This is a genomic window from Acetobacter sp. ESL1128 (assembly GCF_058505085.1).
Genome location: NZ_CP196369.1, coordinates 1872771 through 1890298, shown reverse-complemented (window position 1 = coordinate 1890298; position 17528 = coordinate 1872771). Strand labels below are relative to the sequence as shown.

16 protein-coding genes are annotated in these 17528 nt (G+C 61.6%); 9 read left to right on the top strand and 7 right to left on the bottom strand.

Features of this window, described 5'->3' with window-relative positions:
* Positions 1–3: 3 nt before the first annotated feature.
* Complete coding sequence (argH, locus tag ACSYTG_RS08760; RefSeq protein ID WP_095349007.1) at positions 4–1452, bottom strand: argininosuccinate lyase; 1449 nt, start codon at positions 1450–1452, stop codon at positions 4–6.
* 245 nt (positions 1453–1697) lie between these two features.
* Here argH and ACSYTG_RS08755 point away from each other — a divergent pair, with 245 nt between their 5' ends.
* From ACSYTG_RS08755 to ACSYTG_RS08730, 6 genes are all read left to right on the top strand, one after another.
* Positions 1698–2006 carry a hypothetical protein gene (locus ACSYTG_RS08755; protein WP_095349006.1) on the top strand — a complete coding sequence of 103 codons (309 nt, stop codon included), beginning with the start codon at positions 1698–1700 and terminating at the stop codon, positions 2004–2006.
* 85 nt (positions 2007–2091) lie between these two features.
* Entirely contained in the window at positions 2092–2862 is a 771-nt protein-coding gene (locus ACSYTG_RS08750) for an N-formylglutamate amidohydrolase (protein WP_253527250.1), read from the top strand.
* Positions 2859–3728 (top strand): shikimate dehydrogenase, encoded by an 870-nt coding sequence (locus ACSYTG_RS08745; protein WP_489782917.1) that lies wholly within the window; start codon positions 2859–2861, stop codon positions 3726–3728. Before ACSYTG_RS08750 ends, ACSYTG_RS08745 begins: the two co-directional genes overlap by 4 nt.
* 38 nt (positions 3729–3766) lie before the next feature.
* Entirely contained in the window at positions 3767–4354 is a 588-nt protein-coding gene (gene coaE / locus ACSYTG_RS08740) for a dephospho-CoA kinase (protein ID WP_489782916.1), read from the top strand.
* The gene (gene dnaQ, locus ACSYTG_RS08735) at positions 4351–5025 is read left to right on the top strand and encodes a DNA polymerase III subunit epsilon (RefSeq protein ID WP_095349002.1); all 675 of its coding nucleotides are present in this window, start codon (positions 4351–4353) and stop codon (positions 5023–5025) included. The genes coaE and dnaQ overlap by 4 nt, the downstream gene beginning before the upstream one ends.
* An 87-nt stretch (positions 5026–5112) precedes the next feature.
* Positions 5113–5601 carry a hypothetical protein gene (locus ACSYTG_RS08730; RefSeq protein WP_086645334.1) on the top strand — a complete coding sequence of 163 codons (489 nt, stop codon included), beginning with the start codon at positions 5113–5115 and terminating at the stop codon, positions 5599–5601.
* Between the two features lie 16 nt (positions 5602–5617).
* On the opposite strand, the gene ACSYTG_RS08725 is transcribed toward ACSYTG_RS08730, so the two are convergent.
* The 6 genes from ACSYTG_RS08725 to purM all read right to left on the bottom strand — a co-directional run bounded on the left by ACSYTG_RS08725 (position 5618) and on the right by purM (position 12549).
* Complete coding sequence (locus ACSYTG_RS08725) at positions 5618–6745, bottom strand: glycosyltransferase family 4 protein (RefSeq protein ID WP_489782915.1); 1128 nt, start codon at positions 6743–6745, stop codon at positions 5618–5620.
* An 8-nt stretch (positions 6746–6753) separates the two neighbouring features.
* Positions 6754–8625: a heparinase II/III domain-containing protein gene (locus ACSYTG_RS08720; RefSeq protein WP_489782914.1), complete on the bottom strand. Its 1872-nt coding sequence runs from the start codon at positions 8623–8625 to the stop codon at positions 6754–6756.
* A gap of 101 nt (positions 8626–8726) precedes the next feature.
* The gene (gene rpe, locus ACSYTG_RS08715; RefSeq protein ID WP_086645337.1) at positions 8727–9389 is read right to left on the bottom strand and encodes a ribulose-phosphate 3-epimerase; all 663 of its coding nucleotides are present in this window, start codon (positions 9387–9389) and stop codon (positions 8727–8729) included.
* Positions 9390–9483: 94 nt separating this feature from the next.
* A complete protein-coding gene (locus tag ACSYTG_RS08710) occupies positions 9484–10806 on the bottom strand; it encodes an RsmB/NOP family class I SAM-dependent RNA methyltransferase (RefSeq protein WP_489782913.1) in 1323 nt (440 codons plus the stop codon).
* A 40-nt stretch (positions 10807–10846) separates the two neighbouring features.
* Positions 10847–11470, bottom strand: coding sequence for a phosphoribosylglycinamide formyltransferase (gene purN, locus ACSYTG_RS08705; protein ID WP_095348997.1), 624 nt, complete (start codon positions 11468–11470; stop codon positions 10847–10849).
* Positions 11467–12549 (bottom strand): phosphoribosylformylglycinamidine cyclo-ligase, encoded by a 1083-nt coding sequence (purM, locus tag ACSYTG_RS08700; protein ID WP_086645340.1) that lies wholly within the window; start codon positions 12547–12549, stop codon positions 11467–11469. Before purM ends, purN begins: the two co-directional genes overlap by 4 nt.
* Positions 12550–12656: 107 nt before the next feature.
* Between purM and ACSYTG_RS08695 the strand changes: the two genes are divergently transcribed.
* From ACSYTG_RS08695 to ACSYTG_RS08685, 3 genes are all read left to right on the top strand, one after another.
* Positions 12657–13433, top strand: coding sequence for a P-loop NTPase family protein (locus ACSYTG_RS08695; RefSeq protein WP_165925059.1), 777 nt, complete (start codon positions 12657–12659; stop codon positions 13431–13433).
* 159 nt (positions 13434–13592) lie between these two features.
* Positions 13593–15878: an RNA degradosome polyphosphate kinase gene (locus tag ACSYTG_RS08690; protein WP_489782971.1), complete on the top strand. Its 2286-nt coding sequence runs from the start codon at positions 13593–13595 to the stop codon at positions 15876–15878.
* A gap of 90 nt (positions 15879–15968) precedes the next feature.
* Positions 15969–17459: a Ppx/GppA family phosphatase gene (locus ACSYTG_RS08685; RefSeq protein WP_165925057.1), complete on the top strand. Its 1491-nt coding sequence runs from the start codon at positions 15969–15971 to the stop codon at positions 17457–17459.
* The last annotated feature ends 69 nt before the right edge of the window (positions 17460–17528 follow it).

Genomic DNA, 17528 nt, shown 5'->3' with positions numbered 1-17528 from the left:
TGCTCAACCTTTTGTGGTGGTGGGGGTGCCTGCCAGTGCATCCAGCCAGCGGGTGGCCTGCGCCATAACGTTGGATGCAGCGGTTCCGCCAAGGCTTGTGCGCGAGGCTATGGAGGCATCAACACTCAGGACAGAGTAAATATCCTGCGTAATGCCCGGTTCTTCGGCCTGCATTTCCGCCAGAGTGAGTTCTGCAAGGCCAATATTCTGGGCTTCTGCGCGGGCCACAAGACGGCCTGTTACGTGGTGGGCGGTGCGGAACGGCACCTTGAGCACCCGTACCAGCCAGTCTGCAATATCGGTTGCAGTGGAATAGCCCGAGCCAGCCAGAGCGCGCATCTGCTGGGTGTTGGCGGTCATGTCGCGCACCATGCCATCGCATGCAGCAAGGCACAGGGCGGCGGCATCGGTTGCGGCAAAAACCGGCTCCTTGTCTTCCTGCATGTCCTTGGCATAGGCCAGCGGCAGACCTTTCATGACCGTCAGCAGCCCGATCAGGCTGCCGTTAATGCGGCCTGTTTTGGCACGAACCAGCTCGGCTGCATCCGGGTTGCGCTTTTGCGGCATGATGGAAGAGCCGGTTGTAAACGCGTCCGACAGCCGGATGAAGGAAAAGGGGGAGGAACACCAGATCACGATTTCCTCTGCCATGCGGGAGAGGTGCATGGCCAGAATGGACAGTGCAGACAGGTATTCCAGCGCAAAATCCCGGTCCGAAACCGCATCGAGCGAATTGGCGGTCGGGCGGTCAAAATGCAGGAGTTCGGCCGTCATGGCCCGGTCAATGGGGAAGGACGTGCCTGCAAGGGCAGCCGAGCCCAGCGGGCATTCGTTCAGGCGGCGGCGTGTGTCGGCCAGACGGCCCCGGTCACGGGCCAGCATTTCCACGTAAGCCATAAGGTGGTGGCCAAAGGTGACCGGCTGTGCGGTTTGCAGGTGTGTAAAGCCGGGCATGGGGTCTGCCGCGTGTTCCTGTGCCCGCTGTGCCAGTGCGCGCATGAGCGAGGCCACCTGCTGGTCCAGCCCGTCTATGGCGTCACGCACCCACAGGCGGAAGTCGGTGGCCACCTGATCATTGCGGGAGCGGGCGGTGTGCAGGCGCTTGCCAGCTTCCCCCACCCGTTCAGACAGGCGGGCTTCGATATTCATGTGAATATCTTCCAGTGCTTCGGAAAAGGCGAAGTCGCCCGCGGCAATTTCCGCGCCAATTTCGGTCAGTCCCTTGCGGATTGCCGTCTCGTCATCCTTGGAGATGATGCCCACATGCGCAAGCATGGCCGCATGGGCCAGAGAGCCTGCAATATCCTGCTTCCACAAGGCTTTATCAAAGCTGATGGAGGCGTTGATGGCCTGCATGATGTCCGAAGGTCCACCCGCAAATCGTCCGCCCCACTGCACATTGGCATTGGCTGTGGTGGCTGTCTGGGCCGGGGGCTGGTTCTTCAAAGACATGGTTGGCTGACCTGTTCGTTTACATGTAGCGTGGAGCCGCAGCCATAATACCGGAGCAGGCTGAATGCAAAGCCCATCCTACCGGCGCATGCCGCGCTGCGCAAACCGTCATCCTTGCGCCAGATCATGCCAGTGCTGCGGTGCGGGCAGGTTTTTTATGGGGCAGGCGGTATTTACAGGGCTGGCTGCATGCTTATTTCTCTGCTTATAAAGTGTGTAAATTACAAAGGGTTCAGGAAAAGACCATGGCTCACGAACTGACAACTTTTGGAGTGATCGACCCGGGTGCAAACGTGCTGCTCGAGGTGATCAAGGCAGAAAACCCGATTGCAGCCGTGCGTCGGCTGGAAGAAAAGATGCGTGGGCCGGACTACGTGGCTGCCCGCAGCTACAGTGAAGGCGGTGAAGAATCGCTGGACGGCACAGACCCCGCCTATCTGGTCTATGATCTGGATGGCAGCGGTCTGGATGCGGAAGGTCTGGGTGGTGAGGATGCAGGTCGCGTCCGGGCCGAGGCCGATCTGGCCGCCGTTATTGTCTCCTCCGCCCAGTAAAGCGTTTTTTCGGGCCTTGGGGGAGGCGGATATCATGCGTCCTCTCCCCCTCTGCCCGGCAAACTGGCACATGCCGGCATGACTGATGACAGAAATATTGGCTGAGAGTTTTAAGGTTTACGGGCAGGATGGCGGCGGGCCGTTTGTGCTGGTCAGTGACCATGCAGGACAGGCTGTTCCGCCCACGCTTGATGGTCTGGGCTTGAGCGCGGATGAGCGTGCCCGCCATATCGGGTGGGACATTGGCATAGACGGTGTTGGCCGTAAACTGGCCGATGCCCTGCCTGCGGTGCTGATCGAGCAGGTGTATTCCCGTCTGGTAATCGACTGTAACCGCGCGCCGGGTCACCCTACCTCCATTGTGACGCAGAGTGATGGCACGGCTGTTCCACGCAACCAGAGCCTGAGCATGCAGGACCGGGCATGGCGCGAACAGGCCATTCTGCATCCCTACCACCAGCGGATTACACAGGAGCTTGATGCCCGGCTGGCGCAAAAGCGCGCCGTGGTTGTGGTGGCCCTGCACAGCTTTACGCCGGTCATGCGCGAGGTGGCGCGGCCATGGCATGTGGGGCTGCTGCATAACCATGACTCCCGTCTGGCCCATATCATGATCGACCTGCTCCGGGCCGAAGGTCTGGTGGTGGGGGATAATGAACCCTACGCCCTGACCGATACATCGGACTACACAATCCCCCTGCATGGCGAGCAGCGCGCCCTGCCGCATATTGAAATTGAAATCCGTCAGGATCTGATTGCCCACCCAGAAGGTCAGGCGGAATGGGCCGCCCGGCTGGCCAGCCTGCTGCCACAGGCCTGGCGGATTTTTTGCACAAGGTATGAACAGCGGCCATGACCACCTCCCTCACCACACCACCCCCGCAGATTATTACCGGCAAGGCCAGACTGGCCGGTGTTATGGGCTGGCCGGTTGAGCATTCCCGCTCGCCCGCGCTGCATAACTACTGGCTGCGACGTTATGGGGTTGATGGTGCCTATGTACCCCTACCCACGGCTCCGGAGGATTTTGTGGCGGCAGTACTCGGGTTGCAGGCTGCGGGCTTCAAAGGGGTTAATGTTACCATTCCGCACAAGGAGGCGGCCTATAAGCTGGCCGATGTGCTGGATGCCTCGGCCCGGCGGGCAGGTGCGGTCAACACGCTTGTCTTCCGTGAGGATGGGAAAATCCTTGGCCTTTCCACCGATGGTAGCGGGTTTGTTGCCAGTCTGGAGGCCAGCAGCCTGCTACCCCGGCCGCAGACCCGCGCCCTGCTGCTTGGGGCCGGCGGGGCTGCACGGTCCGTGGCCGCGGCTTTGCAGGACAGAGGTCTCAAGGTTGCCATAACCAACCGCACGCAGGAGCGCGCAGTAACGCTGGCCGCGGCATTGCCCGGTACGGATGTGCTGGCTTGGTCCGAGTGGGAGCAGCAGCTGGGGGAGTTCGCCCTGCTGGTCAACACCACCTCGCTGGGTATGGCCGGAGGGCCGGACCCGTTGTTCTGCCCTTCTCTGGCGCAGGCGGCGGAGGATCTGGTGGTGGCGGACATTGTCTATGCCCCACTGGTTACGCCCCTGCTCGCGGCGGCAACCCGGCAGGGTTTGCGTACGGTGGGGGGCTTGGGCATGCTGCTCCATCAGGCACGGTTTGGTTTTAAGGAATGGTTTGGCGTGGACCCGCAAGTGGACGATGCAACGCAGGACCATGTTCTGAACAGCCTTTGAGCGTGATCTGCTCCTTTTGACCAAGGCAGGGTTTACGCATGAAAATACTGGGCCTGACCGGAGGCATGGGTATGGGCAAAAGCACGGTTGCCAGCATGCTGCGCCGTGCCGGCGTGGCGGTGTTTGATGCAGATGCCACTGTTCATGCCCTGCAGGCTCCGGGCGGGGCTGCCTTGTCCCGCATTGCGCAACTGGTGCCGCAGGCTGTAACGGCCGGGCGGCTGGACCGGACGGTGCTCCGGCAGGCCGTGCTGGCACACCCGGCATTGCTGAAAAAACTGGAAGCCATTATGCACCCTCTGGTGCGCCGTGCCCGTACCGAGTTTTTGCGCCGCTCCCGCCTGCAGGGGGCTGCCTGCGTGGTGCTGGATATTCCACTGTTGTTTGAAACCGGGGCAGACCGGCTCTGTCGCCGGGTGGCGGTGGTGTCTGCTCCCCCATGGGTGCAGCGCAAGCGTGTGGCCCATCGCCGCAACATGCCGCCCCCGCAGGCCCGGAGGCTTATTGCCTGCCAGATGCGGGATGCCTGCAGGGTGCAAAAGGCGGATATCGTTATCCGCACGGGGCTGTCCATGAAGGAAACAGAGCGGCAGGTCCGCCGCTTTATCAGGAGTTTGAGGGCATGAAGCGATCCATCCTGTTTGATACGGAAACAACAGGACTGGACCCCGCAACCGGGGACCGGGTGATTGAAATTGCAGCCCTGGAACTGGTGGGGGACCTGCCCACGGGCAATAGTTACCACACCCTGCTGGACCCCGAGCGCGATGTGCCTGAAGAGGCCAGCCGTGTTCACGGCTTTACCCGCGCGGACCTGGAGGGAAAGCCAAAGTTTGCCGAGGTCGTGGACGATTTTCTGGCCTTTGTGGGGGATGATGCCCTTATTGCGCATAATGCCCGCTTTGACTTTGGCTTTTTAAACGCAGAACTCAAGCGCGCAGGCCGCAAACCGCTGGATATGGGCCGTATGGTGGACACGCTGGATATGGCGCGCGAGCGTTTTCCCGGCATGCCCAACAGTCTGGACGCATTGTGCCGCCGCTTTGGCGTGGACCTGTCTGCCCGTACAACCCACAATGCGCTGCTGGACTGCAAGCTGCTGGCCGAAGTGTATGTGGAGCTTATGGGCGGTCGCCAGCATGGTCTGGGGCTGGTGGCTGATGGCGAGCAGGCACCCACCGTGGTGTATGACGGCCCGGCAGAACGCAAGGTGGTAAAAGTCTGCCCCACAGCTGCCGAACTGGCTGCACACACTGCCTTTGTGGAAAAGCTTAAAGACCCGGTCTGGAACACATAAACCGCCCAGCCATGCCTGCAATAAAGCTATGCAGCGGCAGAACCCTATGCCATGTTTTGGTGGTCCCGAACACAAGGAGCATTTTTGATGCGCTCAGCATCCCGTCGTTTTCTTGCGGCGCTGGCACTGTCCGGCGCATGGGCCTTGCCCGCAGGAGCAGAGACCGTTCTCGGCCCTGCCATGGCGGAGGTTACCTTCAAAACCCGCTCGGCTGATCTGGGTGTGGGCTACACTTGGGGCAATGGTGTGCTGACTTATGGCGGGCATGACTACCCGTTTGAGGTCAGTGGGGCTTCGGCCGCTGCAATCGGTTTTTCTTCCGGCAACAGTGTGGGCAAGGTTTATAACCTGCAACGGCTGGAAGATTTTGCAGGAACATACTGGTCGCTCTCGGGCGAGACAACGGTCGGCAAGGGTGTTGCCGGGCACCTGATGGAAAATGACTCAGGCGTGCGTATCCGGCTGGATGAAATCCGCACAGGTGGGCGGCTTGCGGCCTCTCCCTCCCGCCTGACCATCCGCTTTTTGCCTGCGGCCAAAAAGACCGGAACAGACAGCCCCACCAAAAAAGACTGAGTAGGGGCTGTTGCTTTTAGGCCGCCGGATTATTGGGTTGCGTTAGCAGGCTTACGGTTCTGCCTATAACCACACGTTCTTCATAACGTGTAAGGGCCAGTTTGCGCCCTGCTTCCCCCATACTCTGGCGCAGGGCGGGCTGGTTTGCCAACTGGCGTAGAGCCTGTGCCAACGGGGCAACACAGCGCGGGGGTACCAGAATGCCCGTCTGCCCATCCACCACCTGCTCACGCGGGCCGGGAACATTGGTGGCCACAACGGGCAGGCCGGTCAGCATGGCTTCAATAACGGACATGGGTAGTCCTTCGCTGTAGCTGGGAAGGGTAAAAATATCCGCAGCGGCCAGAAGTGCTGGAATATCCGCGCGGTAGCCAAGCCGCTTTAACCTTGGTCCTAATTCCCGGCTGCTTTGCTCCAGTGCTTCATCCAGCGTTGGACCGTGGTCACTCGCCAGCCGTTCCCCCACAATCCACAGATGAGCATCCGGTACGTCACGCATGGCGGCCAGAAGTTCGGGGTACCCTTTGGCGTGAACAAGGCGGGAGACAATAATGATCACAACAGCCTGTGGCGGGGTGCCCAATGCTGCACGAACCTGCTGGCGTGCCTGCGCATCGGGGTGAAAAACGCGGCTATCCCGCCCATTGCCGATGACCTGCGGATGCGGGTGGATGCGCAGGCGCAAGGCATCTGCCGCCTGCTCCTGCGATACGGTCAGGTAAATATCGGTTATGGCGCCACACCCCCGTTCCAGCACTTTTGCCAGCAGGCGTTTGGCGCGGGAGCCGGGCTGGTTGAACAGAAAGCCGTGGCAGGTATATGCAATGCACGGAACGCCACACAACCTGGCAGCAACCCGGGCCAGAAGGCCGCTAATGGGCATGTGGGCATGCACCATATCCGGTTTTTCACGCTGTATCAGCCGGATAAGCGCCCATAAGGCGCGCAGTTGCGCAAAAGGGGAAAAGGAACGGGCCAGAGGTGGGGTTTCAATACGAAAACCCTCCGCCCGTGGCCCGTCAAGCAAGGCGCCATCGGCGCAGGCACCCACAACATCATGCCCTTCTGCACGCAATGCGCGCATCAGCGGGAGCAGGAACTGGACAAGCGAAAAATCAACATTCGTGACTTCAAGTATTTTCACGGTCGGGATTATTCGCTGATCAGTGTCAGTGCCCAATGGATCGGCTTGGGCGGGGGCTGCCCTATCATGGAATGGAGAAGTGCCGGGTGGCCGGTGGCGGCGGGTTTGGGTTCCGGCGCGGTGGTGGGGGCAGGTTCTACTGGCTCTGCGGCGGGTAGGGGGTCTGCAAGGGGCGAGGTCTCTTCAGCCATAATGCTGAGTGTATCAGCGGCAGATGCCGCAGTGGCTGGCTGTTCCTGCGCTGTTTCCGGCAAAGCAGCCTGCTGCGCGGGAGCGGTCTCTTCCTCCGCAGGTGCTGCGTCTGGCTCGGGTGTAGGCGTGGCTGCGCTTTCATCCAAAGGTGGTGCGGGCGGGGTCAGGACAAGCTGGAGCGTTTTTATTCTGCGGCCCTGACCCAGATACACACTTTCTTCCACCCGGACCTGTCCATCGGACTGGAAGAGCCAGCTTTCTTCCTCACTGTGCAGCAGGTGGCCGTTTTCGGTCGGTTCCACCATAATATCAGGGTGCAGGTGGAAGCGTACACAAGGCATGCGGGCTAGTGTTGCCCCTTCCAGCTTTTCCTCCCCCCGCAGGGTGCGGCCGTCCTTGCCCAGATAAAGCTGGCGGTGGTACAGGCCCCCGCCCTGGCTTTCGTACCCGTTATGGGTCATGTCCAGCCAGTGTGCGCCGTCCTGCGTTGCATGGGTGCGGCTGACCTGTGGTGGCCTGCTGGTGGTGCCGTTGGTCTCAAAGGTCATGGGGGCCATGCCCGCCAGTTCCAGCACGGAATGGGCCGCCGGGTAGCGCAGGGCCTCTGCCCACCCTTTTTGCCGGCTTGCCCCGCAATTGACGATCAGCCGTTGCTTGCCAGATGAAAATTCAAACGAAAGCATGCCCGCATGGGCAGTGTGGTCAAACCCGGTTGGGGCAGGGGCTGCGGCATCTGCTATGACCAGTGCGCGGCCGCTGCTCAGGCGGGCAAATCCGCTTTCGGGCAATCCTGCGGCGACAACGCGGGAGCGGGATACGCGGTTCAGCACAAGTTCCACCAGTTGCGGGTCGCGTTCCGTGCTGCCGTTAAACAGGGCCAGCCCGCCATCGGCATGGCGCAGGGCACGCAGGGCGGGGGCGGTCCGGTTGGCAGCATCCACGAGCGTTGTTGGCAGCGGCAGGCGCGCAACCTGAAGAATGTAAAGCATCTCCGCCAGTTCCTTTACCGTCAGGAACAGGTCTTCAGGGCTGCGGGTAATATGTCCGCCATCGGGCAGGATCTGGCTGGTTATGACCTCGTCAATCAGACGCAGGTATCGGGTCAGGAACTCCGGATAATCGGGAATGGATACCGCAACCGCGAGCAGCCCCTTGAGCGCGCAAAGCGCCTGCCAGCCATAAGCGGCATCGGGCATGAGTGCGATAATCGAGCGGGCCTCCATCATAAGGGAGGCCATCAGGTTCTGGCGAAAAACATCATCAGCGGAGGCGGCAAAAAACTCGTAACAGCCCAGCCATGCGCTCAATCGTGCGCCAGTTATGGAAGGGTCCATAACCGCGCGTTCGGCAGCAGGCAGGCGCACCCAGTGTGCAACAAGCGTGCGCGCCTTGATCCGCGCGGATTCAGCGCCCAGTTCGCGCAGGTCCTGTAACCAGCTAAAACCCTGTAACCATCGGCGGTAAGGGGCAGGCCACGCCGGGTCGTCCCATATGCCGGACTGGAGCGAGCGGGGCACGCCATCAAACTCGGTCCGGTTGCGGACCAGTTTTTCCCCTACCGTGGCATTGCCCGGCCACAGGTCCCGCAGCACTACGGCGGGGGCCGCGGGAACGCGTGCAAAACCGCCAAGCGGGTTGCGCATGGCATAGGCAAGGCGGGGGGCACGGGTCCAGCGGCGTAGGGGCATTAGATGAGTGTAACTCCAGGGCTGGGGTATTAAAGGCGCTACTCTAATGGAACTTTATGACAGCATTTGGTGCATTCGTACTATAATCACCATGCGATAGATCAAGCCTTGCGGAGGGAGGCAATGGCCGCGGCATAATCCGGCTTGCCGTAAACGGCGCTCCCGGCGATCAGCACATCCGCGCCAGCCTGTACGGCCAGCGGGGCTGTTGCGGCATCTATTCCCCCATCAACCGCCAGACGAATATCGCGCCCGCTGCGTGTGATCATCTCCCGCAGGGCTGCGATTTTAGGCAACTGGCTGGGCAGGAACTTCTGCCCCCCAAAACCGGGGTTAACGGTCATGACCAGAATAACGTCCACAAGGTCCATGACCTCGGCAATGGCGGCGGCTGGTGTGGCAGGGCACAGCACAATGCCGGGCTTTGCCCCGAGCTGGCGAATAAGCTGGAGCGAGCGGTGTGTGTGCGGCCCGGCTTCTATGTGTATCAGAATCTGGTCGGCTCCGGCCTGGGCAAAGGCTTCCAGGTAGGGGTCAACGGGTGCGATCATCAGATGAACGTCAAAGGGCAGGGTGCTATGCGGCCGCAATGCCTTGATAACGGCTGGCCCAAACGAAATATTGGGCACAAAATGGCCGTCCATCACATCCAGATGGATCCAGTCCGCCCCGGCATGTGCCACGGCTTCTACTTCTTCTCCCAGCCGTGCAAAATCCGCAGCCAGAATACTAGGGGCGATCAGGGGGAATGGTGCAGCACTCATTCCTTGCTTATCCGCAATAGCAGCCGCCTGCGCAACTACAGAAAAACGGTTTGTGCGCTTTTACATGGCAACTGCCTGAATAAGGGGCAGGTGCTCAGGCTGCCCGGGTAAAGCGGGCGGCAAAAAAGCCGTCCATTCCGCCTTCATCCAGCCACATGCCCGGATGGGTGCGCAGCCAGCCTTCCGGCGTTAAGGCCTGCGGCAGGAACGAGAGTTCCTCCGGTGTAAAGGGCATGGGCACAAGCCCCATGGCCTGTGCTGCGCGGGCGCGGTCTGGCCCTTCCTCCTGCTGCAAGGAGCATACAGCATAAACAAGTCTGCCACCGGGTTTGAGCATATCCCTTGCCGCCGTCAGAAGCTTGTCCTGCGTGGCGGTCAGGGTGGTCAGGTCGCGCGGGCGTTTGACCCACAGCACATCGGGGTGGCGGCGGGCCGTGCCCGTGGCCGAGCAGGGGGCATCCAGCAGAATGGCGTCCAGCGGGGCATCGGGCTGCCATGTGGCGGCATCGGCCTGCAACGTGCGAACATCCAAGCCAAGGCGTGCCATGTTTTCCTTCAGGCGCACCAAGCGGGCGGGGTTGTTTTCCACGGCTGTTACTGTTGCACCGGTTACGGCCAACTGGGCAGTTTTGCCCCCCGGGGCTGCGCACAGATCGGCCACCTGCTCGTGGGGCTGTACGTTCAGCAGGCGGGCAGGCAGGGTTGCGGCTGCATCCTGCACCCAGAACGCCCCTTCCTCATACCCCGGTAGTTCGGCAACCCTTGTGCCCGCGGGCAGGCGGATGGACCCGTTGGGGAGGGTTATGCCCCCCTCTGGGGCCTGTGCGCCGGGGCGCAGGGTAATGTCCAGCGGGGCTTCGTGGCTGATGCCCTGAGCAATGGCGCGAGGCACACCTTTGCCAAGTCCGGTCCAGGAGGTCCACAACCATGAGGGAATATCCAGCCGGGGCTGGTCCAGCCCATCCAGCACGCTGGCACCACTTGTGGCGACGCGGCGCAGCACGGCGTTGGCCAGCCCTGCAAACGGCGCCAGCTTGCGCCTGCGCAGCAGGGATACGGTGGTGCCAACCGCTGCATGGGGCGGTGTTTCCAGGAACAGTAGCTGTGCGCAACCCATCATCAGGGCAACACGCACCGGCTCGGGTGGTTCTTTTTTTAAAAAAGGCTCCAGCACCGTGCGTAATGTACCCATGTGCCGCAGGGTTGCTGCCGCCAGACGGTGGGCGGCAGCCCGGTCACGCGCTTCTGCCTGATGTGCGGTTGCCGAGCGGGAGAGGCTGTTTTCCAGCATGCGGCGGTGTTCCACAACGCCGCACAGAATATCAAACGCCACATCCCGCGTGGGGTCGGGCTGTGGGGCGGCGGGGCGGAACCGGCCGCGCGGTTTGGAAGAGGAAGAGCGCGCTGGTGTGGTCATGGGGGCAAAAAACCGTTCGGTAAGCAGGGGAGGTGGTGGCTTATGCCACCACAAGCGCGGCGCCGTTGGGCGCTGTTGCCGGGTTTTGCGTTAAAAAATGCCGTAAGGCCAGAGGATAAAGCCCGTGCTCCTGTTGCAGAACGCGTGCAGCCAGCAGGTCTGGCGTATCACCCGGCAAAACGGGAACAGCAGCCTGACCCAGAATAGGCCCTTCATCCATTCCCTCGGTGACCAGATGCACCGTGCAGCCATGCAGGCGTACGCCGGCAGCCAGAGCGCGCTCATGCGTGTGCAGGCCGGGGAAGGAGGGCAGAAGGCTGGGGTGAATGTTGAGCATCCGCCCGGCCCAGGCCGTGGTCAGGTAAGGGGTGAGCAGGCGCATATACCCTGCAAGGCAGACGGCCTGCGCACCAGAGTCTTCCAGCGCGGCATGAATGGCGCGTTCGTGTGCGGCGCGATCCTTGCCAAAGCTGCGGTGGTCTATGGCCAGTGTGGGCAGGCCCGCGGCGCGCGCCATGTCCAGCCCCGGGGCATCGGGGTTGTTGCTCAGGACAAGGCAGATACGGGCGGGAAAATCCGGGTCCTGCGCTGCGGTGATCAGGGCCGTGGCATTGCTGCCCCGGCCACTGAGCAGAATGGCAACAGGTGTTTTTGCCGTGCTCATGCTGCCCGGAAATCCGGGGTTGCCTGCATTTTAAGGTCAGGCTTGGCATCGGGGCTCTGTGCAGCAGCAATGGAGCCGATGCGGAAGGCTTCTTCCCCCGCTTCGGCCAGCATGGCCAGCACCTTGTCCGGCTCGGGGGTGATCAGGATCATGCCGATGCCGCAGTTGAATACGCGCAGCATTTCCGCACTGTCCACATTGCCGGTGCGGGCCAGCCATTTGAAGACCGCGGGCATGGGCCATGCCTGATCAATAACCGCATCCAGCCCATCGGGCAGCACGCGCGGCAGGTTGCCCGGCAGGCCGCCACCGGTAATGTGGGCGGCCCCATGCAGCAGGCCTGCTTTATGCAGGGCCAGAACGGGGCGCACGTACAGGCGTGTGGGTTCCAGAAAAGCCTCGCCCAGCGTGCGGCCCGGTGCAAAGGCTGCGGGGTCGGTCCATGTCAGGTGGGCGTCGGCCACAATGCGGCGCACGAGCGAAAAGCCGTTGGAATGCACACCGGAGGAGGGCAGGGCGATCAGTGTATCACCTGCGGCAATGCCTGCGGGCAGCAGGGCGCTGCGTTCGGCAGCCCCAACGGAAAAACCGGCCAGATCGTAGTGGCCATCGGCGTACATGCCGGGCATTTCTGCTGTTTCACCACCGACAAGGGCACAGCCGGAGTGTTCGCACCCTTTGGCAATGCCGCGCACAACCTTGGCAGCAGAGGCAACGGACAGGCGACCGGTGGCAAAGTAGTCGAGAAAAAACAGCGGCTCCGCGCCCTGAACAATAAGGTCGTTTACGCACATGGCCACAAGGTCGATCCCCACGGTTTCGTGCAGGTCGTTATCTATGGCTACAGTCAGCTTGGTGCCAACGCCATCGGTGCAGGAAACCAGAACAGGGTCGGTAAAGCCTGCGGCCTTCAGGTCGAACAGAGCGCCAAAGCCGCCAAGCCCACCCATGGTGCCCGGCCGGTCCGTGGCTTTGGCAGCTGGGCGAATGGCGTCAACAAGGGCTTCGCCTGCTTCAATGTCCACGCCGGAATCACGGTAGGTGAGGCCGGAGGAAGGGGTGCTAGGAGAAGACGTCATGGGTGCGCTCTTGGTTCGAATGAGAGTAAGGTCGATGCCGGGAACCAAGGTCACTCAGGATTCCCGCGAACAGTCTTTACGGCAGGAGAGGCGGCGCGCAAAGCGGCATGACGCGGTTTGATGAAACAAAAGCATCTTCCCGCCCCCCAAAAGAGGGCAGGAAGCGGCGCATAAACGAAGGTGACGGGGTGACGCAGATAGCCTTGCCATTTGTGTACCGCCCCCGATTCGGGCGGTCGGATTTTGTTGCGGCCCCCTCCAACGCGGCCGCGCGCGCCTGGGTGCTGGATGCGGAAGCCCCCTACCGCTGGCCCGAAGGCCGCATGGCTTTGTGGGGTGAAGGGGGAACGGGTAAGACGCACCTGCTCTCCATCTGGGCGGGGCGGTATGGTGCGCCTGTTATGGCGGGGGAGCGGCTGAACGAGCGCGATGTGGCGGCCCTGTTCAGCCAGGGCGGGTTCAAGGCCGTGGCACTGGATAACGCGGACCGCGTGCCCAGCGAGCATGATTTGCTGCACCTGATCAATCTTGTGCGTGAGCACCGCGTGTTCCTTCTTATGGCGGGGCGTCTGCCGCCTGCGCGCTGGCCCGCCGTGCTGCCTGATCTGGCAAGCCGCCTGCGGGCGACCTCCTCCGTGCCGCTGGGGCAGGCGGAGGAGGACCTGCTGCACCGCCTGTTGTTGCGTTTGCTTGCAGAACGGCAGATTGTTGTTGCACCGCAGGTTACGGAGTGGCTGTTACGCCGCCTGCCGCGCCGGGCCAGTGCTGTGCGTGACTGCGTTAGCGCGCTGGATCAGGCGGCCATGGCATCGGGCGGGAAAGTCACACGCGTTCTGGCTGCCAGTGTGCTGGAAGGACTTTTTGCGCGCGATGGTGAACCGTGAAAGGAATATTTCAGTTTTATGACATGATGGCGATTTGACGCCCCCGAACATTCCGGGGCCATCGTGTTTGGGATATGTTGACGGTGTATCCGGTTTGGTGCGGCCCTCGGATCGGTCGGATTGCCGGGGCAGATAATGCAGGAGAGGGAGCGCAGGCTAGTGGCGGCACAGGATAAAAAGAATACAACCCCCGTCAGTCGTACACGTGCGCCCGCCAAGCGGGCACCTTCACGCACACGGGCTGCGGCCAGCACCCGTGCCAAAAAGGTGGCTGAACCCAAAGTTACCCTGCAAACGCCCTCGCGCTTTATCAACCGCGAACTTTCCTGGCTCGATTTCAACCAGCGCGTGGTGGAGGAGGCGGACAACGCCCGGAACCCGCTGCTGGAACGGCTGCGCTTTTTGTCCATCAGCGCCAGTAATCTGGATGAATTCTATTCCGTGCGTGTGGCAGGGCTTGTTGGCCAGATCCGTGAAGGGTTGACCACCATCTCCCCCGATGGCCGCACGCCTGCCCAACAGTTGGATGCAGTGCGCGAGCGCTGTGCCCGCCTTTTGCGCGAGCAGCAGCGGATATGGGTGGAGTTGCGCGGCCTGCTGGCCAAATCCCACGTCACACTATGCGAAACGCAGGATCTGAACGATGCGGACAGGGAGTGGCTGCAAACCTGCTTCATGGATCGCATTTTCCCCGTACTGACGCCACTTGCGGTCGATCCGGCCCATCCGCTCCCCTTTATTCCCAACATGGGGCTGGCTCTGGGGTTGCGCCTTTTGTACGAGGGTACGGGCCTGTTCGCCATGAACGCCCTTATCCTGCTCCCTGCACAGGTTGAGCGCTTTATTCGCCTGCCTGCCACGGGTGATGCTGTTGCGGGCGAGCCTGCCCGCGTGCGTTTTATTCGTCTGGAAGACCTGATCTCCCTGTTCATTGACCGGCTGTTTGCCGGGCTGGTTGTGGGCGAGAGCGGTGTGCTGCGCGTTGTGCGCGATACGGATGTGGAGTTCGAGGACGAGGCGGAAGACCTTGTTCGCTCCTACGAAAGCGCACTCAAGCGCCGCCGCCGTGGGGTGGTTATCCATCTGGACATGGAGAAGCGCGTACCCGCCGAACTGGCCGAAGCCATTGCCTCTGACCTGGACCTGCCATCGGACGAAATTGCCGTCCATTCAGGCATGATCGGGGTGGCGGACCTCAAGCAGATGATCGTGGATGACCGGCCGGACCTGCTCTTCCCGCCCTACACGCCGCGCTTCCCTGAGCGGATACTCGATTTTAACGGGGACTGCTTTGCCGCCATCCGGGCCAAGGACCTGCTGGTTCATCACCCGTTTGAAAGTTTTGATGTGGTGGTGCAGTTCCTGCGTCAGGCTGCGCTGGACCCCAATGTTATTGCCATCAAGCAGACGCTGTACCGCACATCGCGCGATTCCCCCATCGTCAAGGCGCTGATCGAGGCAGCAGAGGCAGGCAAGTCGGTCACGGCTATGGTGGAGCTGCGTGCGCGCTTTGATGAGGAAGCCAATATCCGCCTCGCCCGTGCGCTGGAAGCCGCCGGTGTACAGGTGGTGTTTGGCTTTGCTGACCTTAAAACCCATGCCAAGCTTAGCCTCGTGGTGCGCAGGGAGGGAGCGCAGGTGCGTTCCTACGCCCATTTTGGCACGGGGAATTACCACCCCATTACGGCGCGTATTTATACCGATCTGTCGTTCTTTACGTGCAACCCGGCCCTTGCGCGGGATTCGGCGCGGCTGTTCAACTACGTGACCGGCTACGCCATGCCGGCACAGATGGAGGAAATCGCCTTTTCCCCCATTACCATCCGCAGCACGCTCAAGGACCTGATCGAGGAGGAAATCGCGCATGTCAAAGCGGGGCGTCCGGGTACGATCTGGCTGAAAATGAATGCGCTGGTCGATGCGGACCTGATTGACTGCCTGTACCGTGCATCCTGCGCCGGGGTTAAGATTGTGGGGGTTATTCGCGGCATATGCTGCCTGCGCCCCGGTGTTGCCGGACTTTCAGAAAACATCCGGATCAAATCCGTTGTTGGCCGTTTTCTGGAACATTCGCGCATTTTTGCCTTTGGCAACGGCCACCGTCTGCCATCGCGCCATGCCAAGGTTTACATTTCCTCCGCTGACTGGATGACCCGCAACATGGACTGGCGGGTGGAAAGCATGGTGCCCATTACCAACCCCACCGTGCACGCGCAGGTGCTGGACCAGATTATGGTATCCAACATCCGCGACACCCTGCAGTCATGGATACTGGAGCAGAATGGAGTATGGCGCCGGCTTGGCGCTGGCTCCAAACCGTTCTCCGCCCATGAATGGTTCATGACCCATCCCTCCCTTTCCGGGCGGGGGTCCGCAGCCCATGAAAGCCTGAGCAGAGCCCCGGCCTCCCTCTCCCAGACCAAAGACCTGATGCTGGATGACTGAAAACGGGGTTTCTTTTTCCCATATGTCGCGTATGTCTGTGCACTTTCATACTGCCGGGCAGCATAATGGCCTGCCCGGGAACGGCTGGTAATGGAGACGGACATGCAGCGTCGTTCAGCGGTGGTTGATCTTGGGTCCAACTCGGTTCGTCTGGTTGTGTTCGAGGGGGTTTCGCGCAACCCGCTGCCCATTTTTAACGAAAAGGCCGTGCTGCGGCTTGGTCGTGGGCTTACCACCACAGGCCGCCTGAATGATGAGGGCGTGGGCATGGCCATGGAGGTGCTCAGCCGTTTTCATGCCATTGCGCGTGCCATGCAGGCTGACCCGTTTGAGGTGCTGGCCACGGCTGCCGTGCGTGACGCCACAAATGGCCCCGCCTTTGTGGAAATGCTGCGCCAGAGCATGCCCGGCGTGCCGGTGCGTATTCTGTCTGGCAAGGAGGAGGCTGACCATTCCGCTATTGGCGTAATGTGCGGCATTCCCGGAGCAGATGGGCTGGTAGCCGACGTTGGGGGCGGGTCGCTCGAACTTATTCACCTGACCGAAACCGGGCGGCATGATGCCACAACCCTGCCCTTGGGCATGATCCGTCTGGCGGATCGGTGCGAGGGGGATCTGGACGTTGCCAAACAGCTGACTGATCAGGACATTGATGGTGTTGAATGGCTGTCCAGAGTTCGGGGGCAGCCGCTTTATCTGGTCGGGGGGGCGTTCCGTGCGCTCGCGCGCCTGCAGATTGCACGCACCCAGTACCCGCTGAACATTGTGCACTACTATACGCTGGACGTGCAGGAAGCGCGTGAGATGACCGGCTGGCTCCAGAACAGCTCCCGCCGCAGCCTTGAGCGCCTGCCCGGTGCGCCGCGCAAACGGCTGGATGATATTCCCTTTGCCGCTGTGGTCCTGCGCAGGCTGATGAAAAAAATCCAGCCCAGCAAGATCGTGTTCTGCGTGGATGGCCTGCGCGAGGGCTGGTACATGATGAACGTGGCCCCCAGCTATCTGCCCCAGGACCCGATGGAAAGCGTTGCGCGCGACATGTGTGCACGCTTTGGCCGCAGCAACACCCTGCCCGAAATCCTGTGGACATGGACAGGCTGCATCAAACCGAACGAAACGGCAGAAGAGCAGCACCTGCGCCGAATAGCCTGCTGGCTGTCCGATATTGGCAGCCACGACCACCCGGAATACCGGGCCGAGCAGACCTACCTGCGGATTTTGCGTGTGCAGGGGGCAGGGTTTGACCACCGCGCGCGTGTCTGGCTGTCTTTGGCGCTGGCCGTGCGCTATTCGGTGGATATGAGCGCGCCCGCTCTTATGCCGTCCTTTACCCTGCTGAGTGATGAGGAGCGGCGCGATGCCGTGGCCTGTGGTCTGGCGTTGCGTCTGGCCTATTCGCTGTCCGGCGGGGCAGGGAGCCTGCTGGAGGGCACATCTTTGGCATGGGATGGGGCGGAACTGGTGCTGACCCTGACCTCCACCCGTGTTGCCGTAAAGGGCGAAAGCGTGCGGCGTGGGCTGGACCGGCTTGGTCAGGCGCTGGGTGTGCAAACCCGGTTTGAGGTGGAACTGGCGGTCTGAGCTGCCACCCCCTTAAAGGGGTGGACAACTCTGCTGCCGACAGGCACGTTACCAAATAGACATCTCTGT

Coding starts and splice junctions, on each gene's coding strand:
- argH (WP_095349007.1), bottom strand. CDS start 1,452: ATGTCTTTGAAGAACCAGCCCCCGGCCCAGACAGCCACCACAGCCAAT.
- ACSYTG_RS08755 (WP_095349006.1), top strand. CDS start 1,698: ATGGCTCACGAACTGACAACTTTTGGAGTGATCGACCCGGGTGCAAAC.
- ACSYTG_RS08750 (WP_253527250.1), top strand. CDS start 2,092: ATGACAGAAATATTGGCTGAGAGTTTTAAGGTTTACGGGCAGGATGGC.
- ACSYTG_RS08745 (WP_489782917.1), top strand. CDS start 2,859: ATGACCACCTCCCTCACCACACCACCCCCGCAGATTATTACCGGCAAG.
- coaE (WP_489782916.1), top strand. CDS start 3,767: ATGAAAATACTGGGCCTGACCGGAGGCATGGGTATGGGCAAAAGCACG.
- dnaQ (WP_095349002.1), top strand. CDS start 4,351: ATGAAGCGATCCATCCTGTTTGATACGGAAACAACAGGACTGGACCCC.
- ACSYTG_RS08730 (WP_086645334.1), top strand. CDS start 5,113: ATGCGCTCAGCATCCCGTCGTTTTCTTGCGGCGCTGGCACTGTCCGGC.
- ACSYTG_RS08720 (WP_489782914.1), bottom strand. CDS start 8,625: ATGCCCCTACGCCGCTGGACCCGTGCCCCCCGCCTTGCCTATGCCATG.
- rpe (WP_086645337.1), bottom strand. CDS start 9,389: ATGAGTGCTGCACCATTCCCCCTGATCGCCCCTAGTATTCTGGCTGCG.
- ACSYTG_RS08710 (WP_489782913.1), bottom strand. CDS start 10,806: ATGACCACACCAGCGCGCTCTTCCTCTTCCAAACCGCGCGGCCGGTTC.
- purN (WP_095348997.1), bottom strand. CDS start 11,470: ATGAGCACGGCAAAAACACCTGTTGCCATTCTGCTCAGTGGCCGGGGC.
- purM (WP_086645340.1), bottom strand. CDS start 12,549: ATGACGTCTTCTCCTAGCACCCCTTCCTCCGGCCTCACCTACCGTGAT.
- ACSYTG_RS08695 (WP_165925059.1), top strand. CDS start 12,657: ATGACGCGGTTTGATGAAACAAAAGCATCTTCCCGCCCCCCAAAAGAG.
- ACSYTG_RS08685 (WP_165925057.1), top strand. CDS start 15,969: ATGGAGACGGACATGCAGCGTCGTTCAGCGGTGGTTGATCTTGGGTCC.